The sequence below is a fragment of the Pleomorphomonas oryzae DSM 16300 genome (assembly GCF_000422965.1).
Lineage (GTDB): Bacteria > Pseudomonadota > Alphaproteobacteria > Rhizobiales > Pleomorphomonadaceae > Pleomorphomonas > Pleomorphomonas oryzae.
In genome coordinates this window covers 1-20,966 of sequence record NZ_AUHB01000020.1, presented here as the reverse complement: position 1 = coordinate 20,966, position 20,966 = coordinate 1, and the positions used below count along the sequence as shown (strand labels likewise).

Sequence of the window (20,966 nt, the reverse complement as noted above, 5' to 3'; positions counted from 1 at the left end):
CCTTCAGTGGTGGCAGTCCTCGCCCTCGGCATGATGCGCGCAGGTGTGGTCGGCCGAAAAGGCCGTGAGCGCCTTGCCGAGGAAGGCCTCCACCACATCGCCCACCTTGCGGTGATCGCCGGCATGGAAGGGCTGAATGCCCGAGGCGAGGAAACCGGACAATGGCCGGGCGCCCATGCCATAGGCGATGATGGCCGTCACGCCGTGCTCGGCCAATTGGCGCACCGGCGCCAGGCAATTGTCGTGCGGCACAGCCGGCAGAATAGCTGATTGCACCACATGGCCGCCCTCGATGCGAAACAGCGAGAAGGCGTCGCAATGGCCGAAGTGTCCGGATATTTCGGCATCGAAGCCGCCGGGGGCATCGGAGGGAACGGCAAGCAGGGTCATGATCGGTCTTCGTCTTTCAAGTCTGACATCCCGAGATCCACGGTGTCCTTGGGGCGATGACCGCAGCCGCCATCCTTGGGCCGCGTCACGCTGCCGCCCTCGATGCGGAGCGCCAGCCCGGCCGTGATGGCGGTGGCCGTCGTCCGCCGCGCCTCGCCGAGGATGCGCGACAGCGTCGACCGCGATACGTTCATTCGCCGGGCCGCTTCCTGCTGGTCCAGCCCCTCGACATCGACGAGGCGCAAGGCCTCGTGTCCATCGAGCGTCAGCACGATCTCGCTGAGCGAAACCAGAGGGATGCCCTGCGGCTTGAAGTAGCTCGCGGGCAGTCCATCACTGACGGTGCGGGGCTTCTGCGGTCTCGCCATCCGGTCTCCGTTTTGGGAATACACCCATAACATGCGCCACCGATCCTCGACGCGACAGTCGGTTATGCACGTATACCCACAATATATGTCGCGGGAAAGCCGGCTGCCTCAGAGGCCGCAAACCTCTTTCGACACCTTGATCGTGCCGAGTTTGCGACCGCTTCGGGCCACATAGACATGTTGCAGGGTGGCGCCGGCCTTCATGAGCGTAACATCATCGACCACCGAGCAATGATAATCCGTGAGCTGGACCATCTGCTTTTGGGAGAAACGGCTGCTGTACTGATTGGAGATCCATGTCTCGTAAAGAGTCAGCCCAACCGCCCGCATGTCGGACTGGGTGAACGGCTCGTCCGGCCGGGGCGCCGGACTTCCGGCACCGGCCACGCCCTTGAGAACCTTCTCGATGCCATCCTTGTTGATGGCGAAGCGGATCCAGAGATCGGCGGGCACGCGGTCTTGCAGCAGACCGTGACTGATCCCCTGCTCGATCTCATCCTCCGCCCAGTAAGCCCCGCCAAGCAGCGCCAGACCGGCTAGAACGCTGACGATCTGTCCCGCCGAAAAGACAAGACGGAGAACACCGGCGCCCGACTCTTTCCCGCCCAAGGGCGGCGCGACCAGCAGCCAGAGATTGGCCACCGGAACGAAGGCCAGCGCTGCCGCCTTGGCATGGCCATGCACCTCGCGCGACCGCCGCGCGGCAAGGCGCCACAGCACGGCACCGCAGGCCACTTGCACCAACGCCCACAGCGTCGCCATGAAGCCCATGTGGCCGTTGGTCACCAGCACCGTCGTGGGGATCAACAGCGCCCACGACACCGTCGCAACCAGCACAAGAACGCAGTTGCCGAGGAAATACGGCGCGCGGCCCAGTGTTCCCTTCGATCGGAAGGCTGCCGCCCCCAGACCGCCGAGCATCATCAACCCCAGGCTGACACTCCAAATCCGGCTGTCGGGCAGAATGAGGAAGTGCAGAGCCCGCTCGTTCGCCGTCTTGCCCTCCAGCGTCAGCGCGGTTGGCCAGCTCAGGTCCGACAACGACCGGGCCCACCACGGCACAATGGACGGCAGAGACCCGCAATCCCTAGCCGAGGTCGTCATCGCCGCTTCTTCCAGACCGTCGCTGTTGAGGAAAACCGTCCGGAAGATCGCGCCCGCCTTGAGATACTCGGCATTGCCGAGATCCCCGCACACGTCCGATCGCCTTTTGCGCTGAACGCGCAGGTCGGCAACTCGCCCCGGCCAACGTGCCTTCAAAGTAAAGGTGATGACCTCCTGCTCGACCTTGACGGCATCATAATCATAATCGCCGTTATACTCCGACGGCATCTTCATGACCTTGGCTTTGCCTTCGAGCGCCTTTTGCAAACCGTCATCGCGGATTTGCTGCTTGGTCCCGACGACTTCGATCATCTGCATCATGTTATCGATATCGGGCATATCAGTTCTTTCAACGACCTCCAGTGAGACCGCGCCGCCCGCCAACACCAGCAGAATCAATCCGAAGATCGCGCCTTCCTCGCCGTGCGTCAGCCCGAACGGCTCGGCGGCCCTTATCCGCGATGACTTGAACAGAAGCCAGAGGTTGGCGAGCGGAATGAAGGCAAGCATTGCCCCGTTCGGATGGCCGAAGGCATCCCGCGACCGCGCCGCCGCGATGCGCCCGACATAGAAGCCGCCGATCAGCGGCGCCGCCATCAGGAGAACCGCCAGCCTTGTGGCAACGCCCCAAACGCTCGCGTCCCCTCCCTTGACGGTCGCGATCTCCACCACGCAGACGAACAAGGTGACGAGGCACAGCCGGACGAAATACGGCACCCGTCCCAGCGTCGTCGTCCGCCCAGGGAGTTGCAACCACGGCCACAAGGACAGCCAGCCGACCAGCCCGCCGGCCGCGGCCAGACCGTAGACGCTCGACCAGTAGGGGAGCAGATACTGAATGACAAAGGCTGATGCGAACTCTTCCAATGCCGCCCCCTGCGCTACAGCCCGCAATCCCCGGCCTTCACCGCCACCACCGCCACGCTGCGGCCAGCCCTGTCCTGATAGGTTTCCTTGACGGTCGCGCCGGCCTTGAGAAGCGGGATCAGGTCCTCTTCCTCGCAGACGCGCGTCTGCACCGCGCCGCTGATCGCCTTGACCAGCTCGGGGTCGGCGGGATCGATGAGCCGGGGATCGTCGGAGTTGATGAGGTTGACCCTCTGAAGCTCCGTCCCGTTCGCAGCGTGGCTCAGCCTTCGGATACTGCCGCTATCCTCTGGGTTCACCGGCCCGCTGGTAATCAGCTTGATGGTGCTTTCAAGGCCATCCCTGTTCAGCACGAATTGCACCAGCATGCCGAACGGAAACACCCCCGGCGTTGCCAGCGCCGATCTCTTCCATACATCGATCGCCATTGTTGCCCCCAGGGTCGCACCGATCACAATACCCCCGACGACAACGCGGATGGCGGCAAGGCCAAACGCTCGCTCGCGCCGGACCAGACCGGGCTCCTCTTGCCCAGGAACAAAGAACAGCCAGAGATTGGCCAGCGGGATGAAAGCCAGCACCGCCAAGCCACAATGACCTAGGACATGGCGCGACCGCGCCAGCGCCAGACGCCACAGCGCGAAGCCGCAGCCGACCTGCACCAGCCCCCACAGCACGAGCCACGCGCCGAGATGGCCCTTTTCAAACGCGCCATGCGTCGGCACCAACAGCGCCTTGGACAGCGCTGCCACCAGAAGGATGACGCAATTGCCGAGGAAATACGCCGCTCTCGTCATGCGCGCGTTCGAGATGAACAACAGCGCCGAAATCGCGCCGCCGAGCGCGGCCAGCAGAAACGCGGTGGCCCAGATCTGCCACTCGCTACGCAGGATGAAACTGATCGCCAACTCTTCCGTCACGCTCCGCTCCCCATCAAATCGTCACCTGCGGCGGCGCTTGATCCAGCACCACCCGATGTTTCCTAAAGCCCGCAATCCCTCGCCGTCAGCGTTATGCCGACGAGTTCGCGCCCCGTCGCCATAGCTGTTGACGATGGTGGCGCCGGCTTTCAAAAGCGGGATGAAGGTCCTGCCCTCGCAGATCTCATGACGGGCCATCTTCGGGAAGAAATCGTCGAGGATCGGATTGCCGCGCTTGTCGCAAACTCTTCCAGCACTTGATCCCCCACCCGAACGTCAGGCGCACCGGATCGGCCCGATCCATCGGCCCATCCGTCAAAACTGCACCGCGGATTCGCCCATGGCCTCGATAAGACTCGGAGGAACCAAAACGCGACAGCAGCCACCCGGCAGCAATCTATGCGGGCGGAATATCGCGGACAATCGCAATCCTCCGGACCCACCGAAAGTCGGGCTGGAGCGAAGAGAGCAACCGGGAGATATCGGTACCGCTTCGCCGGTGGCCGCCAAGTCGGCGTCTCGGATGTGCCCAGGATTCCCCGCCCTACGGCCCATCGCTCGGTGCCAGCGTGAAATAGTCGCCGGACCTCAGCTCGCTCGTGCCGTCCTCATAGCGGAGATAGGCATAACCGTGGTCGTCGATCTGCCGGCCGGCATAGAGCTGCATCGACGCCACCTTCTTGCCGGTCTGCCTGCAGATCATGCCGTTGGCGGCGATCTCCTCCATCATCGCCCTGGACCTGTCCACGCGCTTCTCCAGCGCCAGCTTTCGCTTGGCCTGCAGCGACGGCATGGCTGCGTCATCCTCGGCAGCCTGTTGCTCGACGAGGGCGGCGTGCTGCGCCTTGAGCGCCTCGACCAGCGACCGGAGATAATCCTTCTTGTCGCCCGGGGCGACGAACTGGTCGGCAAGCACGTCCTCATAGTCCGCCGACAGTTGGGAGACCTCATCGGCCGCCGCCTTCACATCGGCATCGGTGGCCTTGAGATGGTCCCACCACGCCCGTTCGGGGCGTACGGTGACCGGCGCCGGCGTCGTGTTGAGGTCGATTTCCCAGGCTTTCCGGGGTAACGGCGCCGGCTCCGGTGCCTTGCCGATGACCATCAGGATAATGATGCCGACGCCGGGAAGTACGAAGCAGACGGCGCCCCACAGCCACGGGTTTCGATTGTTCTGATTGGCGATATAGGCGCCGACGATCGCCACGAAGACGGCGGAAACGAGCAGCCTCGACATGCCATAGTCATACATTTTTCCGCAGTTACCCCCGAGATATGCCAAACGCCGCTTCGACGGCCGACCTCCTCGCCGGACCTTCGCCAACGCCAAGCCCCATCCATGGAGATTGAGTATCCAGGCGCGGCCGCGACCCAAGGCGGCAATCTATGCGAGCACCCGATTCCCGACAATCGCAGTCTTCCGGATACCCAGAACATTTTGTGAACAAGATCGAATGAGGGCTGGCGGCATTCAGTTCAGGAACCCTGTTTCCCGACGCTGGAGTCCGCCTTTCGGAGGCATGGCAGCTCCTCACACCACCGCCTTGTGCTCCTCGCGCGCCGCTTCCCACACCTCGCGCGCCGCGTCGGCGTTCATCGCCGCGATGGCGAGGCCGACGATCAGGTCGGGCCAGGCCGAGCGCCACAGGAACGCGGTGACGAGGCCGGCGGCGATGATCGCCACGTTGGCCACCGCGTCGTTGCGGGCCGACAGGAAGGCCGCCTTGCCGAGGCTGCCGCCGTGATGGCGAACGCGGGCCAGCAGCAGCGCGCATCCCAAGTTGACGGCGAGCGCTCCCAAGCCGGCGAGCGACAGCGCCCAAGGCTCCGGCGCCACCGGCACGTTGAACTTCTGCCAGGCTGTCCACAGCGTAGCGAGGCCCGGAACCATGAGGATGGCGGCCAGCGCCATGCCCAGCCGGGCGCGCGCCCGCACCGACCAGTCGAGCGCCAGCACGATCAACAGGTTGACCGAGGTATCCTCCAGGAAATCCACGGAATCGGCGAACAGCGACACCGAGCCGATGGTAAGGGCCACTGCGAACTCCACTCCGAAATAGCCGAGGTTGGCCAGCGCCACGATCTTCGCCGCCCGCCGTAGCGGGCCGTTCTGAGCCTCTGTCATGACCCGCTCCGGTTGGATTTATCAACAGTTCGGCGCCTCATACCTCCGCCTCGCTCTTTTCTGCCCGAGGTCCTGCGCCCGCGCGCAGGACCTCGGGCAGTAAGAGGTAATCAGCCGATATCGGCCTCCCGTCAACTTCCCCTGCTTGTCGATGTATTTGCCGACGGCCGGCGCCGCGAAAAGCGCCACCGCCGCCCAGACCAGCGCCCATTTAAGACTCCGGCGCCCGCCCCGCAGCCCGCCGCCGCCGCTAGAGCAGTTCCAGCAAAAGTGGGAACCGGTTTTGCGCCCGGAACTGCGTCTGAACAATGAGATAGAGCTTTTCCGGTAAACCTGATTTCACCGAATAAGCTCCAGGCCATCGCGGCGTTCAGGGGACATTGGTTTGGGCGCTGTCCGGTCCCCCAACCAACGTCGAGGGTGGATTTCGGCACCATCACTGGTTACACATATCCCAAGCCACACGCCCCGCCAGCCCTAGGGTATGACATGCGAAAATTTGCCACCGCCGCCATGTTCCTCTGCCTTGCCATCCTGCCGGCCGCCGCCGGCTGGGATCACCCGGACCCGTCGACCCAGTTTCCCGGCTGGGTGTTCCAGATGCATGATGACGGGACATTTCGCTACACCTGCGCGGCGCCTCGGATCTGCGGCGAAGGCTCGGTCGTCAGCTACCACCTGCACTTCGCACCGGCGCCCACCATGGCCGAGATCCGTTCAGCGCAAAAGGAGCCGCGCCTGCCGATCACCTGCCGGCGCATCGGCAATGAAGAGTCCTGCGAATATCCGAACGCCATCGACAGCAACGGTCGCCCTACTCACTGGCGGCCGACCTCGATCCAGGGCTCGAAGGGCGATATGTTTCACAGCGGCTACCTGTACAAGCGCCTGCCGGACGGCAGGCACGGTCTCATCACCATCTCCAGCTCGGCCCAGACCGACAAGCTGGCCCGGAAGAACTACGACATGATCAGGTCATCGCTGACCGACGCCAGTTACTAGCCGGCGCCGCAAACCGTCACCACGCAGCCAGAAATCCGCGCGATGGCCCGCAATCTCAAGCGGTCAGCGTAAGCTTCACCCGCTCGCGCGCGCCCTCGCCCGCTTTTTACGCGCCTGGAGGCGACCACCGGCAACCACGGCGACACCAGCATGCTTTCCACCCACCCCGGCAGGCCGTCTATTCCGACGGCTTGGAGAAGCCCCGGTAGAAGCGGGTCGGCTGCAGGAACGAACTGGCGATATTGGCGACGATCGGTCCATCCGCCTCGCTCGCCTCTTTGGCCTGTTGCCACTCGGGATCGGCCATGAACGTCGCCCACTTCTGCTCGCGCTCGGCCAGCGACTGCCACTCGATGAGATAGGTCAGATCGTTGTTGGAAGGGCCGGTCATGGTCGTCCAGAAGCCGAGCGAGCGAATGCCAAGGCGTTCCCAGATGGCCAGCGTCCTGGTCTCGAAACGCTGCTGCAGGGCCGGCAACCTGCCGGGCAGACAGGTATAGACGCGCAATTCGTGAATCACCGGACACTCCTCATGCAGGGTCGGGGAGCCAGACCATATCACCCACCGAGGGAATGGGGAGAGAGCTCCTGCCAGCAGGCCGGAGGCTGCGGTGCCCCCTCCCCCAGCAAGCCCTCCACCAGCCCCGCCGCATAATCCCCGTCCGCTCCCTCGTGGGTGAACAGGATGCGGTAGATCACCGGCGCCACCACGCGGTCCATGATGGTGCGGGTATCCGGCGGCGTTTCGCCGCGCGCCAGCGCCCGCTCGCGGATAATGTCGAGCTGCCGACCGGTGTAGACCGCGCAGGTGCAGGCATTCTCCGGCCGGTCGGAAGAGAGCACGTCGCGCATCATGGCGCGGCCGGGATCGGAGGCCATCTCCTCGGCATATTGCTCGAGCCAGCCCTTGAGGTCGGCCCGCCAGTCGCCGCTGTCCCTCGGCTCGCCGTCGGGGCGGAGCTGCCGCACCGCCACGTCCGACAGAAGGTCGGTGAGCGTGCCCCAGCGGCGATAGATGGTTGACGGCGTCACGCCGGCCCGCGCCGCGATGCCCGGCACCGTCAGCTCCTCGCCCGCCTGCTTGAGTTCGTCCACCGCCTTGAACACCGCCGCCTGAATGCGGGCGGCGCGGCCGCCCGGCCGGGGCGCCGCCTGAGGCTTTTCCATAACCGCTTGTTTTTGATCCATTTCCTGACCAGCCACAGCCATAGGACTCCCACTAAAGCAAAATATTTGCTTTTAGAGTCATGATGGCGTATAAACGCAAACTCTTTGCTTTTATCACGGAACCAGCGCCATGACCATCTCTTCCGATACGCACGGGCGCCCGAAGCGGGCGGAACTGGGCCTGCATGCCGTCACGCTGACGGCCTTTTTCGCCGCCTCCAGCGTGCCGAGCCCGCTCTATCCGCTCTATCAGGCGGCCTGGGGCTTCTCGCCCTTCATGATCACCATCATCTTCGCCATCTACGCGATTGCGCTGCTCGCCACGCTCCTGTTCTGCGGCTCGCTGTCCAATCACTGGGGTCGCCGGCGGGTGATCCTCACGGCGCTCGCCATCCAGCTTCTGTCGATGGGGCTGTTTTTCCTGGCGCAGGATGCCGCCTGGCTGCTGGCGGCCCGCCTCGTCCAGGGCCTTGCCACGGCGCTGGCCACCACGGCGCTGACCGCCGCCATGCTCGACATCGATCACAAGGCCGGCGCCACCATCAACTCCATCGCCCCGATGATCGGCATGGGTGCCGGCTCGCTCGGCTCCGGTCTTCTGGCCCAGGTCGCCCCCTTCCCGCTCCGGGCGGCCTATGTCCTGCTCATCGCCCTGTTCGTGATCCAGTTGGCGCTGAGCGTCCGGTCGCGCGAAACACTCGCCACGCTCTCGGCCGACAAATGGGTGCCTCGCGCCCGCATCGAGGTGCCGGAGGCCGCCCGCAAGGCCTTCCTGCGCGTCGCCCCGCTCAACATCGCCAACTGGGCGCTCGGCGGCTTCTTCCTGTCGCTGTTGCCATCGCTGATCCGCGCCATGCCGGGCAGCGGCGCCACCTGGCTGGGCGGCGCGGCGGTGGCCGCCCTCACCTTCGCCGCCAGCCTGTCCATCCTCGCCCACCGCAACAAGACGGCGAGCATGGCGCTGGCCGTTGCCGGCGTGACGGGTGCGATCGGCACGGCCGTCATCCTCGCCGGCGTCTATGTCGGCAGCCCCGCCATTCTGATCGCCGGTTCGCTCACCGCGGGCGTCGGCTTCGGCGCCGGCTTCCTGGGTGCCACCCGCAACCTGGTCGCCCGCTCCACCCCCGCCGGCCGCGCCGGGTTGATGTCGGCCTTCTACTTCGAAAGCTACATGGCCACCGCCCTGCCGGCCATGGTCGCCGGCTACGCTGCCCGGCAGATCGGCCTTCTGGAAACCGCCACGGTTTTCATCGCCCTGGTCGTCGCCCTATGCCTGCTGTCACTGGCCATGCCTGAGGCCGATTGTCCGCAAAAGGTGGCCGAACAGGGAGCATGAGAAAGTGGGGCGCCCGATACCGACGCCCCGCTCTTTCCTGCCTGAGGTCCTCTGCCTGCGCAGAGGAAGACAGGATTATATAGATAAAACAGATATATAGGTTGTCTTCCTCTGCGCAGGCAGAGGACCTCAGGCAGTATGGAACGATCGGCCCATATAGGGCACACCTCCTCCACTCAAGCATCAGTCTTGACGGTGCGTCAGGGTGCCTTCGGCCGGCTTGATCACCTCGCCGCCAACGGCAACTTCAGCGCGGGGCGAACGCGTCGTCGGGCCACTCGGGCGCATCGTCCGGATCCACCCAGGCGCTCTCGATTTTTTCGGGCTTCTTTGTCATGGCACTGCCTCAAGGCAATCCCTTGCAGGGCGTCGTCCCGCCTCGTCCAGAATCCTGGCGCGGCTCCGCCTACTTTCTCCAGAGTTCAGCGCTACCTTGCAAAACGTACCAGCAATTGGAGCCCAGTCCGCCAATTTTCTCCGTCTTTACATTACTGATTGCGTCCGCTCCCTGTGCATAGGCGATGCGCTTCAGATCGTCGGTAATGGCAGCAACAGACGGGGGTTCGGCGGTTAGGATACGATGACACCTGTTGGTCTTCATGACCCCCAGAGATTTGTACCCAGCTGGAGCCGACTTGAAGACCTCGATCGTCCTGTTTGCCTCACGCTGCGCCTGCATTTGATCGGTAGCGATCATGTTGCCCTCGGGGCCACCGTATCCGGCCGAGACACAGCCCTGAACCAGCGCTGAAAGAACAACGACGGGCAAAATCAGCTTTATACCCATTTGGGTGGAAACCTTCTCCAAGAACTCGGAACAGACAGTCGACAACAACTCTTCCGCCATTCCCTTGGAGACAATCTATGCGGGCAACATGATGCCAGCAATCGCAATCATGCGGATGTACCGAAATCAGAACGAAGCGATCGGCTGATGTAGCCCCCTATCCTATGAACGCCGCCAGCACCGACAGCACCAGCACCACCGCGAACGCAATGTTCACCCACCTGCCCACCGTCGGGTTGGTCACCGCGCGGGCGAGCAGCGATCCCGCGGCGAGCCACAACACATTGACGATCACCACCAGCGCCAGGAACAGGCCGCCTTTCATGAGCTCGTCGGCCACCGGCCGCCCGGGCAGCAGTGTGTAGCGCGACACCACCGCCGCCACCGACACATAGGCCTTGGGGTTGGTGAGCGACAGCAGCACCCCCGGCCAGATGCCGGGCGCACGTCCCGGCGCTTCCATGCGCGACATCGGCGGCGCCGTGGCGATCTTGTAGGCGAGATAGAGGAGGTAGAGGCTGGCCGCCACGGTGATCACCGGCGCCACGCCGGGGTAGGACAGGATCACCGCCCAGAGGCCCGACCCCACCAGCGCCACCACCGCCACCATGCCGAGATCGAGCCCGATCATGTAGCGCACGCCCCGGCGAGTGCCGAAGGCGGCGCCGATCGCCGTGAGACTCATGGTGTTGGGGCCGGGGCTGCCCACCAGAGCAAGCGAGGTCAGAAGATAGAGCGGCGTCGCGTCCATGGGGCCTCCCGCCGCCAACATACGCAAATCCACCGCCACGCCGCCACCCGTTTGTCATAGGCAATGGCCGATCCTTTGCCTTTGTCGTCCCCCGCGAGCGATGGTTCGCCGGCCTTCGGTTTGAACTGTCAAGTAATCCTTGACAGTTGTTCCTCGCCGGCCGCCCGCCCACGGCCCGTTTCGTGCCGTTCGGCTGATCACGGCTGATCACGTTTACTCGCGCGGGGAACTTTCTCCTGCTACCATCGGTTGGGTATGGCATCGGGGCCAAACACGTGCATATTGGCTCAGGCTGATTAGGAGATCGGACATGTCCAACCTGCCGAGGACTCCCGTGGAGACGCTCCACCATATCGCGACGCTCACCGAGCAGATGGCGCAGCAGGCGCAGCGCGCCGACCTGGCGTTCGTCGCCTACCTCCTGTCCATGGCAAGCCAGGAGGCCAAGGCCGAGTTGAAGAAGGCCGGCATCCCGATCGCGGCCGACCAGTCGGCAGGCATGGGAAACGCCGTCCAGTGATCAAGCGAGGCGGAGCCGCGGCGCCGCCTCCCTGCTTTCCCCCAACTCCCAAGGTCAGGCTCCCACGGCCAGACCCCAGACGATAGCCGGCCGGCTCATGCCCGCCGGCTTTTTTGTCGGCCTCCGCCAGAATCGTTTCCCTGACCTCCCTCAACAAGAAGTTGCCTTTTACCGATCAACCTGAGGTCGACATCCGGAAAATTGCCAAGGCCTGTCATTTCGACTTAAGACTATGCCAGTAATCCAAAATATCTGGCGGAACTTTTATTTAAGAAACAATATGGTATATCTTGCTGGGTGATTCATTTAACGGGGCTGAACGATCGAACGTGTCGGCACCGAAGATAAATGCGCTCCTATGAAGAATTTAAGTTCTGGCGCGTCGGCTCTGGCGATTTCGCCGAGGCTTGATGGCGCCTGCCGGGTGGGGACCTGCGCCGGGGGGCACACGATGAAATCTTTCTCAAAGCTCCGCCATGGCCGGATGAAGCTGCCGGGCGACCTGGCAAGTCGCACCGAACCATAAGGCAGCTGTTCCTTGCTCCTCACCCTGACGCAACAGCAAGACAGCGATCGCGTGACGATTTCGCCGACTGAAATTGCCATTTCGATCATCGACACGCTGCTGATCGTCTTCATCGGCCTGTTCGCCATTTCCACCGCCACCCAGTTGCGGGACGACGCGATCGAGAAGCAGCTGAAGATCGAGACCAGCCTCGCCGACGTGATGACCGATGAGTTCAACCACTCGTTCCAGGCCACGGAGCTGGTGCTGGCCGGCGTCGCCGAATTCCTGAAGTCGAGGGGCGTCGAGGATCAAGTCGCGCTCGCGGCCAACATGACCACGGAACCGGCCAACGAAATGCTGCGGGCGCGCATCTCCGGCCTCTCCTTCATCGACGCCCTCACCCTGATCGATCAGACCGGCCGCGTCCTCGCCACCACCCGCGTCTGGCCGGCCCCGGCGTTCAACTTCGGCGACCGGCAGTATTTCAAGGTCATGCAGAGCATGGCCGGCGGGCCGACCTATCTGAGCCCGCCGATCATCGGCCGCATCGCCGGCGGCCCCAACCTGGTGCTGTCCCACCGCCTCACCACCTCGTCGGACCGCTTCCTCGGCGTGATCAACGCTGCCACCGACCAGACCTATTTCGCCAACCAGCTGGCGCGCGTCGACCTCGAACCCGACAGCGTCGTCGCCTTCATCCTCGACGACGGCACCATCATGGCCCAGTCACCGCCGCTGCCCCTCGATCGGACCGCGGAAGCCAACCCGCCGCGCTACGATGCCAAGGCCCTGCTCGGTCTGCCGCAGGCCGGCGGCCTCATACCGGCCGGTGTTCTCGGCGGCCGCGAGCGCTACACCGCCGTACGCCGCTTCGCCAACTTCCCGGCGGCCATCGTGGTCAGCGTCGCCGCCGGCGCGGTCGACGACGAGATCCGCCGCACCACCCTTCCCATCATCATCGCCTCCCTGGTGATCTGCACGGTGATCGTCATCGTCACCGGGCTGTGGGGGCGCCAGCTGCGGCGCGACCGGCAGCAGTCCAGCCTGCGCTACCGCCAGGCGCGCACCGACACCATGACCGGCCTTGCCAATCGCCTCTGCTTCGTCGAGTGGCTGGAACGGCTCAACAAAGGCGGGCCGGCCACGCCCTTTGCGCTCTATTTCGTCGATCTCGATTACTTCAAGACGATCAACGACACGCTGGGCCACGACATCGGCGACAAGCTCCTGATGGCCGTCGCCGAGCGGCTCACCGAAACCCTCACGCCCGACGCCAAGCTGGCCCGCCTCGGCGGCGACGAATTCGCCATCGTCCGCACCGGCGTCGTCGAGGAAGCCGACGCCCTGCGGTTCGCCGATGCCATGGTCACAGCCTTCCGCCGACCGTTCCTGATCGACGGCCAGCAGCTCAGCGTATCCAGTTCCATCGGCGTTTCGCTCTGCCCGAGGGACGGGAGCGACCTCGTCTCCCTCCTGAAGAATGCCGACCTCGCCCTGTTCAAGGCCAAGACCGACGGACGCGGTCTGGCACGGGTGTTTTCCAGCGATCTGGCGCAGGTGGCGGAAACCCGCCGCAAGCTGCAGATCGACCTCGAGGAGGCCTGGGAACACGGCCAGTTCTATCTCGTCTATCAGCCGATCTTCGAAACCGGCAGCCATCGCCTGTCCGGCTTCGAGGCCCTGTTGCGCTGGCGGCATCCCGAACGCGGCGAGGTGCCGCCCGACCAGTTCATTGCCGTCGCCGAGGAAACCGGGCTGATCATCCGCCTTGGCGCCTGGGTGCTGGAAAAGGCCTGCGCCGACGCCATGAACTGGCCGGACAGGCTGTTCGTCTCCATCAACCTGTCGCCCGTCCAGTTCCGCGACGGCGCCATCGAGGCCCAGGTCAAACGCGCGCTGGAGATCACCGGCCTGCCGAGCCGCCGGCTGGAGCTGGAGATCACCGAGTCGATCCTGCTGCAGACGGGCAACGAGGTTCAGTCCATCCTGGCCAAGTTCAGGGCGTCGGGCATCAGCATCGTGCTCGACGACTTCGGCACCGGCTATTCCTCGCTCCGCTATCTCGTCGATTTCAAGATCGACCGGATCAAGGTCGACCGCTGCTTCGTGGTGGACCTGGTCGACAAGCCGGAGAGCAAGGCCATCGTTCAGGCCATCCTGGCGCTCGCCGCCTCCCTCGGCCTCAAATGCACCGCCGAGGGCATCGAGACCGAGGAGCAGGCGGCGATCCTCAGCCAGGGCGGCTGCAGCCACCTGCAGGGCTATCTTCTCGGCCGCCCACTGCCGCCCGATACGGCGCTCGACTTGACGGCCGAAGCACGCGACCCGCTCGCGCCATCCTGAGAACACAGAGCCTGGCTGTAAATTCGCTGGGGCGCGGCAGGTGGCGACGAGTTCGAGAACCGGAGCGGAGCGGACTTAAAGGTCCGTGAGCACCGGAAGCGCAGATCTCTAAGCCAGATGCCCACCCCAGTAGAATTTCCAGTCGGGCTCACACCACCGGATTGCCGTTGGCGCTGGTCTCCGGCACCGCTTCCTTGACATCCCAATGCTCGGCCAGCCGGCCATCCTCGACGCGGTAGATGTCGACCACCGCCATGCCGCGATCGCCGGGGCTTGTCTGGAACAGCGTGTGGGCCACCACCAGATCGCCCTCGGCGATCAGCCGCACCACGGTGAAGCGCGCCTCCGGCAGGTTCTGGAACATCGGCCCGACGAAGGCTTGCAGCGGCGCCCGGCCGTTGCCGACATGCGGATTGTGCTGGATGTAGTCCTCGGCCACGAAATCCTTGAGCGCGGCAAAATCGTGCCCGTTCCAGACCTTGGCGTAGAAGTCGGCCACCAGGGCCTTGTTGCGTTCGGTAAGAGTGGTCATGGTCCTATCCTTTCAGTTGGAATTGCAGAGACAGGCGGCTTCCATCGCACAGATCTTGGGTTGTGCCGCCGCGCGGCGGGAGAGCTGCAGCGCCAGAAGGCTGAGGGCGACGAAGCCGAGAGAGACCAGCGGCAGGCCGGCGATGCCGAGGTGCGGCAACAAGCTGCCGGCGGCGAACGAGCCGGTGGCCATGCCGACGTAGATGGCCGAGGAATTGAGCGCCAGCACCAGGCCGCGCACCTCCGGCGCCAGCTCCACCATGCGGCGCTGCTGCGACGGCATGAACACGTCGCTGGCCATGGCCCAGACGATCAGCAGCAGCACGGCGAGCGACAGCCAGCCGGGCACCACGTAGAGCGCGCCGAACACCGCCATCAGGCCGAGGAGCGCCACGGTCACCGCCCGGTCGGCCGACCACAGCTTGGCGATGCGCCGCGCCGCGAAGTTGCCGAGAATGCCGGCCGCGCCATAGATCATCAGCACGACGGACACCGCCTCCACGCCGGCGCCGAAGCGCTGGCCGAGCAAGGGGGCGATCATCGTATAGGTGCCGAACAGGCCGGCCATTTCCAGCACCATCACCGCGATGCCCGCCGCCGTCGCCGGCCGCAGCAACACCTCAACGAGCTTGCCGAGGTTGACCGCTGCGCCGCCGCCGTTATCGGCAACGAAGCGCGCTACCAGCCCGGCGATCACCAGCGTCGCCGCGCCCACCAGCAGGAAGGTCGGCCGCCAGCCGAGGGCGCTGCCGAGCCAGGTGGAGAGCGGCACGCCGACCACCGTGGCGATGGTCATGCCGGAGAACACCACGGCCAGCGCATGGCCCTGCCGCTCCTCGGCCACCAGGCTGGCGCCGAGCGCCGAGGCCACCGGACCGATGGCCGCCGCCCCCAGCGCGGTGACGATGCGCCAGGCGAACAGCACGGGATAGTTCGGCGCCAATGCGGTGCCGAAGGTGCCGGCCGCCATCACCAGCAGGCCGATGAGAACGAGCCGCTTGCGCGGCCAGTGGCCAACCAGGATCTGCAACAGCGGCGCGCTGACCGCGAAGGTGATGGCGAACACCGAGACCAGAAAGGCGACGGCGCTGGCGCTGAGGCCCAGCGAGGCGGCCATCGCCGGTAAGGTTCCGACAACGGCCAGGGTCGCCGTGCCCATGGCGAAATAGGCAAGGCTCAAGAGATTGAGCGACAGGGATGCGGAGCGATCTGACATGACACCCTCCTTCAGAAAAGGATTGGCCTTCAAAAAAGGACTGGGTGTTGGATAGCGCCGCGCATGGTATACATGAAATCGATTGTCAGTATTTGAGGCATAAGCGCCATGGATATGCGAGGCATCGACCTCAACCTCCTCGCCTCGCTCGACGTGCTGATCGAGGAGGCCAACGTCACCCGCGCCGCCGCCCGCCTCGGCATCAGCCAGCCGGCGCTGTCCGCCCAGCTCGCCCGCCTGCGCGACGTGTTCGGCGATCCCTTGCTGGTGCCCAGCGAGACCGGCCGCGGCATGCTGCCGACCACCAGGGCGCTGGAGCTGCGCGACCCGCTGCATGCCGCGCTCAAGGATCTGGAAATCGTCGTCCGCCGCCCACCGCGTTTCGACCCGATGGCCGACGAGCGCCGCTTCGCCATCGCCGCCAGCGACAACGCCACCATCGTGCTGGGCCTCGCCCTGATCGAGCGTCTCAAGGGCATCGCCGGCCCCGGCATCCGCATCAGCTTCCAGACGGCGCGCGGCGACATCATCGCCGCCCAGTTGGAGCGCGGCGACATCGACCTGATGATCGGCTCGCAACTGATGGTCCAGCCGGCCATGAAGGCGCGCAAGCTGATCGACGAGCGCTATGTGATGGTGCAGCGCAAGGGCCATCCGCGCGGCACCGGGCCGCTCGATCTCCAGGTCTATTGCGCGCTGGATCACGTGCTGGTCTCGACCAGCGGCGGCAGCTTCCGCGGCTTCATCGACGAACAGCTCGAGCCCCTCGGCTACCGGCGCAACGTCGCCCTCTCGGTGCACCAGTTCATCCTGGCGCCCATGGTGGTCGAGCACACCGACTTCGTCTCCACCCTGCCCGAGCGCTTCGCCCGCCGCTTTGCCGACCGGGTGGACATCTTCGAACTGCCCTTCGCCGCCCAGGGCTTCAGCCTCCACGCCGGCTGGCATCCCCGCAGCCACGCCGACCCCGCCCACCGCTGGCTGCGCGAGCAACTGGTGGCGGTGAGCGAGACGACGAGCGCCTAGTTTGAGTTGTCACAGAGCCGCCTTATAATGCCCGATTGAGGGATCAGCGCGCGTCATCGAGCGTTTTCCGACCTGCTTTCTTGAACCCGCCCGAGCGCGCCTACGGCATCGGACCGAAAAGTGGTCTCCGGTTTTCGGAAGATCCGATGCGACGAGCTTGGAGGGTCATCATGAGCGTCGAGCTTATCGTTCATCCGGGCGTCGACAGCGCTCTCATCGCCTGGACGTCGCCTTTCATCGCCGATAACAGGGGCTTCGCCTTGCGGCGCAAGATCAAACGCGCGCCCGGCAGCGCCGTCAGCCCCAACACCACGGGCGAGGCAGACGCCGAGGGCTTCCGCGAAGAGATCGTGGCAAGCTGGGTCGGCTTTGCCGATGGCCCCGACGTTCCCGAGGGCACGCGCCGGCCCACCACGGAATGGCCGATCCAGAAATATCTCTGGTCGGACTTCGCCGTCAGCGCCGGCGACGAGGTGGCCTATCGCGTCATCCCCATGCGCGGGCCGGCCTCAGGGCTGACCGAGGCCACCGCTGAGGCCTCCGCCTGGAGCGCGCCGGTGACCATCGGCGCCGAGACCGAGGGCCACGCCGCCTGCTTCTTCAATCGCGGCCTGGTCGCCAGCCAATGGCTCGCCCGCCTGCTACCCGACGAGGCGCCGTCGCAGAAGCTGGAGAAGGAAATCGCCACGCCGGACAGCCGCATCCGCCAGTTCCTCGCCGGCCCCATCCGCGACGAGCTGGTGCGGCTCCTCACCGAGGCGGCCAGCGCCAAGGCGCACGTCTACGCCGCGTTGTTCGAGCTGAACGACCCCGAGCTCATCCCCCTCCTCAAGGCGTTCAAGAAGCGGGCGCACATCGTGCTCGGCAACGGCAGCGTCGCCAAGAAGGGCGAGGATGAGAATGCCGAGGCGCGCGAAGCGCTCGCCGGCACAGACCTCCACGACCGGATGAGCGCGCCCCGGGCGCTCGCCCACAACAAGTTCCTGGTGCTGGCCGACGCCGACAAGAAGCCGGTGGCCGTGTGGACCGGCAGCACCAACTGGACGACGACCGGCCTCTGCACCCAGGCCAACAACGCGGTGCTGATCCACAATCCCGAGCTTGCCGCCTTCTATCTGGAACAGTGGCACGCGCTTTCCGATGCCGGCGACGCCACGCCGAATTCGCTGGTCACCGCCAACGGCACGCCCCGCAAGGCCGGCAAGCGCACCACGCTGTGGTTCACGCCGCTGAGGGGCGGCCTCGACCTCGACCAGGCCGGCGAGCTGATCGCCGGGGCGAAGGACGGCATCCTGTTCCTGATGTTCAACCCCGGCCCGCGCGGCACGCTCCTCAACGACATCATCGAGCTCGCCTCGCCCGGCAGCCCCAACTTCAAGCCCGACCTCTACATCCAGGGCGTCGTCAACCAGAACCCCGGCACGGACAAGAACCCCGTCGTGCTGTTCAATCGCGGCGAACGCATCGAGGCCAACGCCGACGTGGTGCTGCCGGCCGCCATCCCCGGCGCCCTCAAATACTGGAAGAAGGAACTGCTGAAGCTGCCCACCGCGCACGCCATGGTGCACAGCAAGGTGGTGGTGATCGACCCCTATGGCGAGCATCCCGTGGTGATGACCGGCTCGCACAACCTCGGCCCCAAGGCGAGCGGCGTCAACGACGAGAACTTCCTGATCATCGAGGGCAACGGCGCGCTGGCCAGCCAATATGCCGGCAAGATCATGGAGATCTATGCCCAATACCGCTGGCGGCAATCGGTGCAGAAGCAGCACGGCAAACCAAGCTGGTCGGGCCTTGCCAACGACGACAAATGGCAAATCGCCGACCCCGCCACCCCCTACGACAAGCGCCGCCTGCGCGAACTCGATTTCTGGTTCGGCCGGCACGCCTGAGCTTCGTCAGGCTCCGCCGTCGATCAGCTCGAGCTTGCCTTGGGCTGCAAGGCCGGCGGTGCGGCCGACGTGCCGCCGCGGCGCCCCGACAGGCGATAGAGCGTGACCACCGCCACCGTACCGACGACCAGGTTGGCAAAGACGAACAGCACCGGCGCGAGAACGTGGACGACACCGGCATCGCCCAGCACGATCAGGCGGGTCGGCGCGGTGGCGAGCGCCGTCACGCCGAAGGTGAAGGCCCAATAGGAGGGCGCCAGCGGCTCGCGCAGGATCCACGGCAACAGCCGCAGCAGGATCAGCGCCTGTAGGATGCCATAGCCGATCATGGCGTGGACCAGCAGATGCGGTGCCTCCGGCGCCACGGCGATCAGCGTCACCGCGCCGACGACCGGCGGCGCCAGCTGAATGCCCAGCGTCGGCCTCAGCGCGGCGGCCATGGCGGGCGACGTCAGCATGCGCTGCAGCAACACGGATTCGATGGCCAGCCAGCCGAAGAAGCCGGCGCCGAACATGAACTGCCCGAGGTCGGCAAACCCGAGCGCCGCGCCCACCGTTCCGCCGACGAAGCTGCCGGCCACGGTCGGCAGATAGAGAACCGGCGTCGAATGGCTCAGATCGCGCTCGCCCTTCCAGAGGTTGCCGGTGCGCCAGACGGCAAAGACCACGGTGAACGCCAGACCCGCGAGATAGAGCGCCAGCGCCGCGTCATAGGCGTAAGGCAGCAAACCGCCCGCCACCAGCATGGTGGCGACACCGGCAAGGCCGATGAAACAGCATTGCACAGGGTGGGCGGCCTCGCTCAGCGCCGCCTCGCGCGCCACCAGCCATTTCAGCCCGTAGAGCGTCGCGACCAGCAGCCACACCAGCCCGGCGATCAGCATGATCGCCTCGCCGATGACGGCCGGCAGCCCCCAGGCGAGATGGGCGGCCCGCCAGGCGCCGCCGAGACCCGCCAGTCCGAGAACCATGCCGAAGAAGGACGCAGGCACCCTCGGGATATTCGCGCTCATGATCTCTCCTCGAAAAGCCTTGGGCTCGGACCACCCCATTGTGTCAGGTCTCACGGACGGCCGAAACGGGCGCCGGAGCAATTCTCACAAAGCGGATTGCGCCTTGCATTCGGACAGTGTGACATGAACGATCAATAGATTGTTTTTACTATATAATTTACCTGTCATTCCCGCGAAGGCAGGAACCTCAGGAAGGTAGAGCGAGCCGCCGGTATAGGTCTCCGAAACCTGGATCGAAGCGCAGGACGGCGCCGGCGCCCCGACACGCATTCGCCCGCCTACTGGGGCCAGCTTGATTTCCCGTCCGGCCCGACCATCTCAGCTCCACCACAAGGGAGACCGCCCATGCCGAACCCCAGCCTGACCGCGCATGCCTACGTGCTGGCCGTCCACGATCTCCAAGGCACCAGCGCCTATTTCATCCACAAGCTCGGCTTTGAAACCGACTGGGAAGACCCCGGCAATTGGCACGCCCTGAGGCGCGACGGCGTCCGCGTCATGCTCGGCCGCTGCCCCGACGCCCTGTCGCCATCGGTCCTCGGCGACCACAACTATTTCGGCTTCTTGGTCACCGACGACATCGACGCCCTCCACGCCGACCTCACCGCCCGCGGCGCCCTCGTCTCCTCGCCGCCCACCGACAAACCCTGGGGCTGGCGCGAAATGCCCGTCGCCACGCCGGAAGGCCACCGCATGATGTTCGCTCAGGCGATTGGGTGAGGAGCAAGCGCTCCGTGAGCGCCCGATACATCCTCTAGTGCCCCATTCTGCCTGAGGTCCTCCTTGGACTCACGAGTGAAGTGCAACACCTGCTAAGGTGTTGCTGCGATGGGACAACATTACTCTCAGCTCTCGTTGCGAGAGCGGGTGACGGTAGAGCTTCTCCACCGGGAAGGGCTATCGGTGCGAAGCATAGCGGCGCGGCTTGAACGATCAGCATCGACGATCAGCCGCGAGCTCAGGCGCAACGCCAAGCCGACCAAACAGTGGTCCGGCCCCTACGATGGCGAACGGGCGCACCGCCTGGCCGCCCGACGACGACAATGGGATACCCGTTTCAAGCTGGCGCGCCAGCCGGACCTTGCGGCCGACGTCAAGCA

General features: G+C 65.2%; 21 protein-coding genes. 8 read left to right on the top strand and 13 right to left on the bottom strand.

What is annotated here, in order from left to right:
• Positions 1-3 precede the first annotated feature (3 nt).
• The 6 genes from G522_RS28315 to G522_RS0122620 form a co-directional block, all read right to left on the bottom strand.
• Positions 4-390, bottom strand: coding sequence for a NifB/NifX family molybdenum-iron cluster-binding protein (locus G522_RS28315; RefSeq protein WP_051229124.1), 387 nt, complete (start codon positions 388-390; stop codon positions 4-6).
• The gene (locus tag G522_RS28310; protein WP_084633357.1) at positions 387-758 is read right to left on the bottom strand and encodes a DUF134 domain-containing protein; all 372 of its coding nucleotides are present in this window, start codon (positions 756-758) and stop codon (positions 387-389) included. Before G522_RS28310 ends, G522_RS28315 begins: the two co-directional genes overlap by 4 nt.
• A gap of 108 nt (positions 759-866) precedes the next feature.
• Positions 867-2,729, bottom strand: a complete 1,863-nt coding sequence (locus G522_RS0122640; RefSeq protein WP_051229122.1) for a hypothetical protein — start codon at positions 2,727-2,729, stop codon at positions 867-869.
• Between the two features lie 14 nt (positions 2,730-2,743).
• The gene (locus tag G522_RS0122630; protein ID WP_156887023.1) at positions 2,744-3,649 is read right to left on the bottom strand and encodes a hypothetical protein; all 906 of its coding nucleotides are present in this window, start codon (positions 3,647-3,649) and stop codon (positions 2,744-2,746) included.
• A 544-nt stretch (positions 3,650-4,193) separates the two neighbouring features.
• Entirely contained in the window at positions 4,194-4,886 is a 693-nt protein-coding gene (locus G522_RS0122625) for a hypothetical protein (RefSeq protein WP_156887022.1), read from the bottom strand.
• Between the two features lie 294 nt (positions 4,887-5,180).
• Positions 5,181-5,774, bottom strand: a complete 594-nt coding sequence (locus tag G522_RS0122620; protein WP_026792977.1) for a cation efflux transmembrane domain-containing protein — start codon at positions 5,772-5,774, stop codon at positions 5,181-5,183.
• 489 nt (positions 5,775-6,263) lie between these two features.
• Between G522_RS0122620 and G522_RS0122615 the strand changes: the two genes are divergently transcribed.
• Entirely contained in the window at positions 6,264-6,776 is a 513-nt protein-coding gene (locus G522_RS0122615) for a hypothetical protein (RefSeq protein WP_026792976.1), read from the top strand.
• Between the two features lie 178 nt (positions 6,777-6,954).
• Here the strand turns inward: G522_RS0122615 and G522_RS0122610 are convergent, their stop codons facing one another.
• Both G522_RS0122610 and G522_RS28305 read right to left on the bottom strand, forming a co-directional pair.
• On the bottom strand, positions 6,955-7,296 hold the full coding sequence (locus G522_RS0122610; protein ID WP_026792975.1) for an NIPSNAP family protein: 342 nt from the start codon (positions 7,294-7,296) through the stop codon (positions 6,955-6,957).
• 38 nt (positions 7,297-7,334) lie between these two features.
• Positions 7,335-7,943 carry a TetR/AcrR family transcriptional regulator gene (locus G522_RS28305; protein ID WP_156887021.1) on the bottom strand — a complete coding sequence of 203 codons (609 nt, stop codon included), beginning with the start codon at positions 7,941-7,943 and terminating at the stop codon, positions 7,335-7,337.
• Between the two features lie 130 nt (positions 7,944-8,073).
• Here G522_RS28305 and G522_RS0122600 point away from each other — a divergent pair, with 130 nt between their 5' ends.
• Positions 8,074-9,279, top strand: coding sequence for an MFS transporter (locus tag G522_RS0122600; RefSeq protein WP_051229120.1), 1,206 nt, complete (start codon positions 8,074-8,076; stop codon positions 9,277-9,279).
• Positions 9,280-9,685: 406 nt separating this feature from the next.
• Here the strand turns inward: G522_RS0122600 and G522_RS0122590 are convergent, their stop codons facing one another.
• Positions 9,686-10,066, bottom strand: a complete 381-nt coding sequence (locus G522_RS0122590) for a hypothetical protein (RefSeq protein ID WP_026792973.1) — start codon at positions 10,064-10,066, stop codon at positions 9,686-9,688.
• Positions 10,067-10,223: 157 nt separating this feature from the next.
• Positions 10,224-10,817, bottom strand: a complete 594-nt coding sequence (locus tag G522_RS0122580; RefSeq protein ID WP_026792972.1) for a LysE family translocator — start codon at positions 10,815-10,817, stop codon at positions 10,224-10,226.
• A 310-nt stretch (positions 10,818-11,127) separates the two neighbouring features.
• On the opposite strand from G522_RS0122580, the gene G522_RS0122575 reads away from it, so the two are divergent.
• Both G522_RS0122575 and G522_RS29265 read left to right on the top strand, forming a co-directional pair.
• A complete protein-coding gene (locus G522_RS0122575; RefSeq protein WP_026792971.1) occupies positions 11,128-11,337 on the top strand; it encodes a hypothetical protein in 210 nt (69 codons plus the stop codon).
• Between the two features lie 538 nt (positions 11,338-11,875).
• Entirely contained in the window at positions 11,876-14,188 is a 2,313-nt protein-coding gene (locus G522_RS29265; RefSeq protein WP_051229118.1) for a putative bifunctional diguanylate cyclase/phosphodiesterase, read from the top strand.
• Between the two features lie 148 nt (positions 14,189-14,336).
• Here the strand turns inward: G522_RS29265 and G522_RS28295 are convergent, their stop codons facing one another.
• Complete coding sequence (locus G522_RS28295) at positions 14,337-14,720, bottom strand: nuclear transport factor 2 family protein (protein ID WP_036840608.1); 384 nt, start codon at positions 14,718-14,720, stop codon at positions 14,337-14,339.
• Positions 14,721-14,732: 12 nt separating this feature from the next.
• Entirely contained in the window at positions 14,733-15,935 is a 1,203-nt protein-coding gene (locus G522_RS28290; RefSeq protein ID WP_051229116.1) for an MFS transporter, read from the bottom strand.
• 108 nt (positions 15,936-16,043) lie between these two features.
• On the opposite strand from G522_RS28290, the gene G522_RS0122555 reads away from it, so the two are divergent.
• Complete coding sequence (locus G522_RS0122555; protein ID WP_036840606.1) at positions 16,044-16,961, top strand: LysR family transcriptional regulator; 918 nt, start codon at positions 16,044-16,046, stop codon at positions 16,959-16,961.
• A 170-nt stretch (positions 16,962-17,131) separates the two neighbouring features.
• Positions 17,132-18,853, top strand: a complete 1,722-nt coding sequence (locus G522_RS28285) for a phospholipase D-like domain-containing protein (RefSeq protein ID WP_051229114.1) — start codon at positions 17,132-17,134, stop codon at positions 18,851-18,853.
• Positions 18,854-18,876: 23 nt separating this feature from the next.
• Here the strand turns inward: G522_RS28285 and tehA are convergent, their stop codons facing one another.
• Positions 18,877-19,866: a dicarboxylate transporter/tellurite-resistance protein TehA gene (gene tehA / locus G522_RS0122545; RefSeq protein WP_026792969.1), complete on the bottom strand. Its 990-nt coding sequence runs from the start codon at positions 19,864-19,866 to the stop codon at positions 18,877-18,879.
• Between the two features lie 345 nt (positions 19,867-20,211).
• Between tehA and G522_RS0122540 the strand changes: the two genes are divergently transcribed.
• Both G522_RS0122540 and G522_RS30705 read left to right on the top strand, forming a co-directional pair.
• On the top strand, positions 20,212-20,586 hold the full coding sequence (locus G522_RS0122540) for a VOC family protein (RefSeq protein ID WP_026792968.1): 375 nt from the start codon (positions 20,212-20,214) through the stop codon (positions 20,584-20,586).
• 108 nt (positions 20,587-20,694) lie between these two features.
• Positions 20,695-20,966: helix-turn-helix domain-containing protein (locus G522_RS30705; protein ID WP_156887020.1), on the top strand; the 272-nt coding region annotated here is incomplete at its 3' end.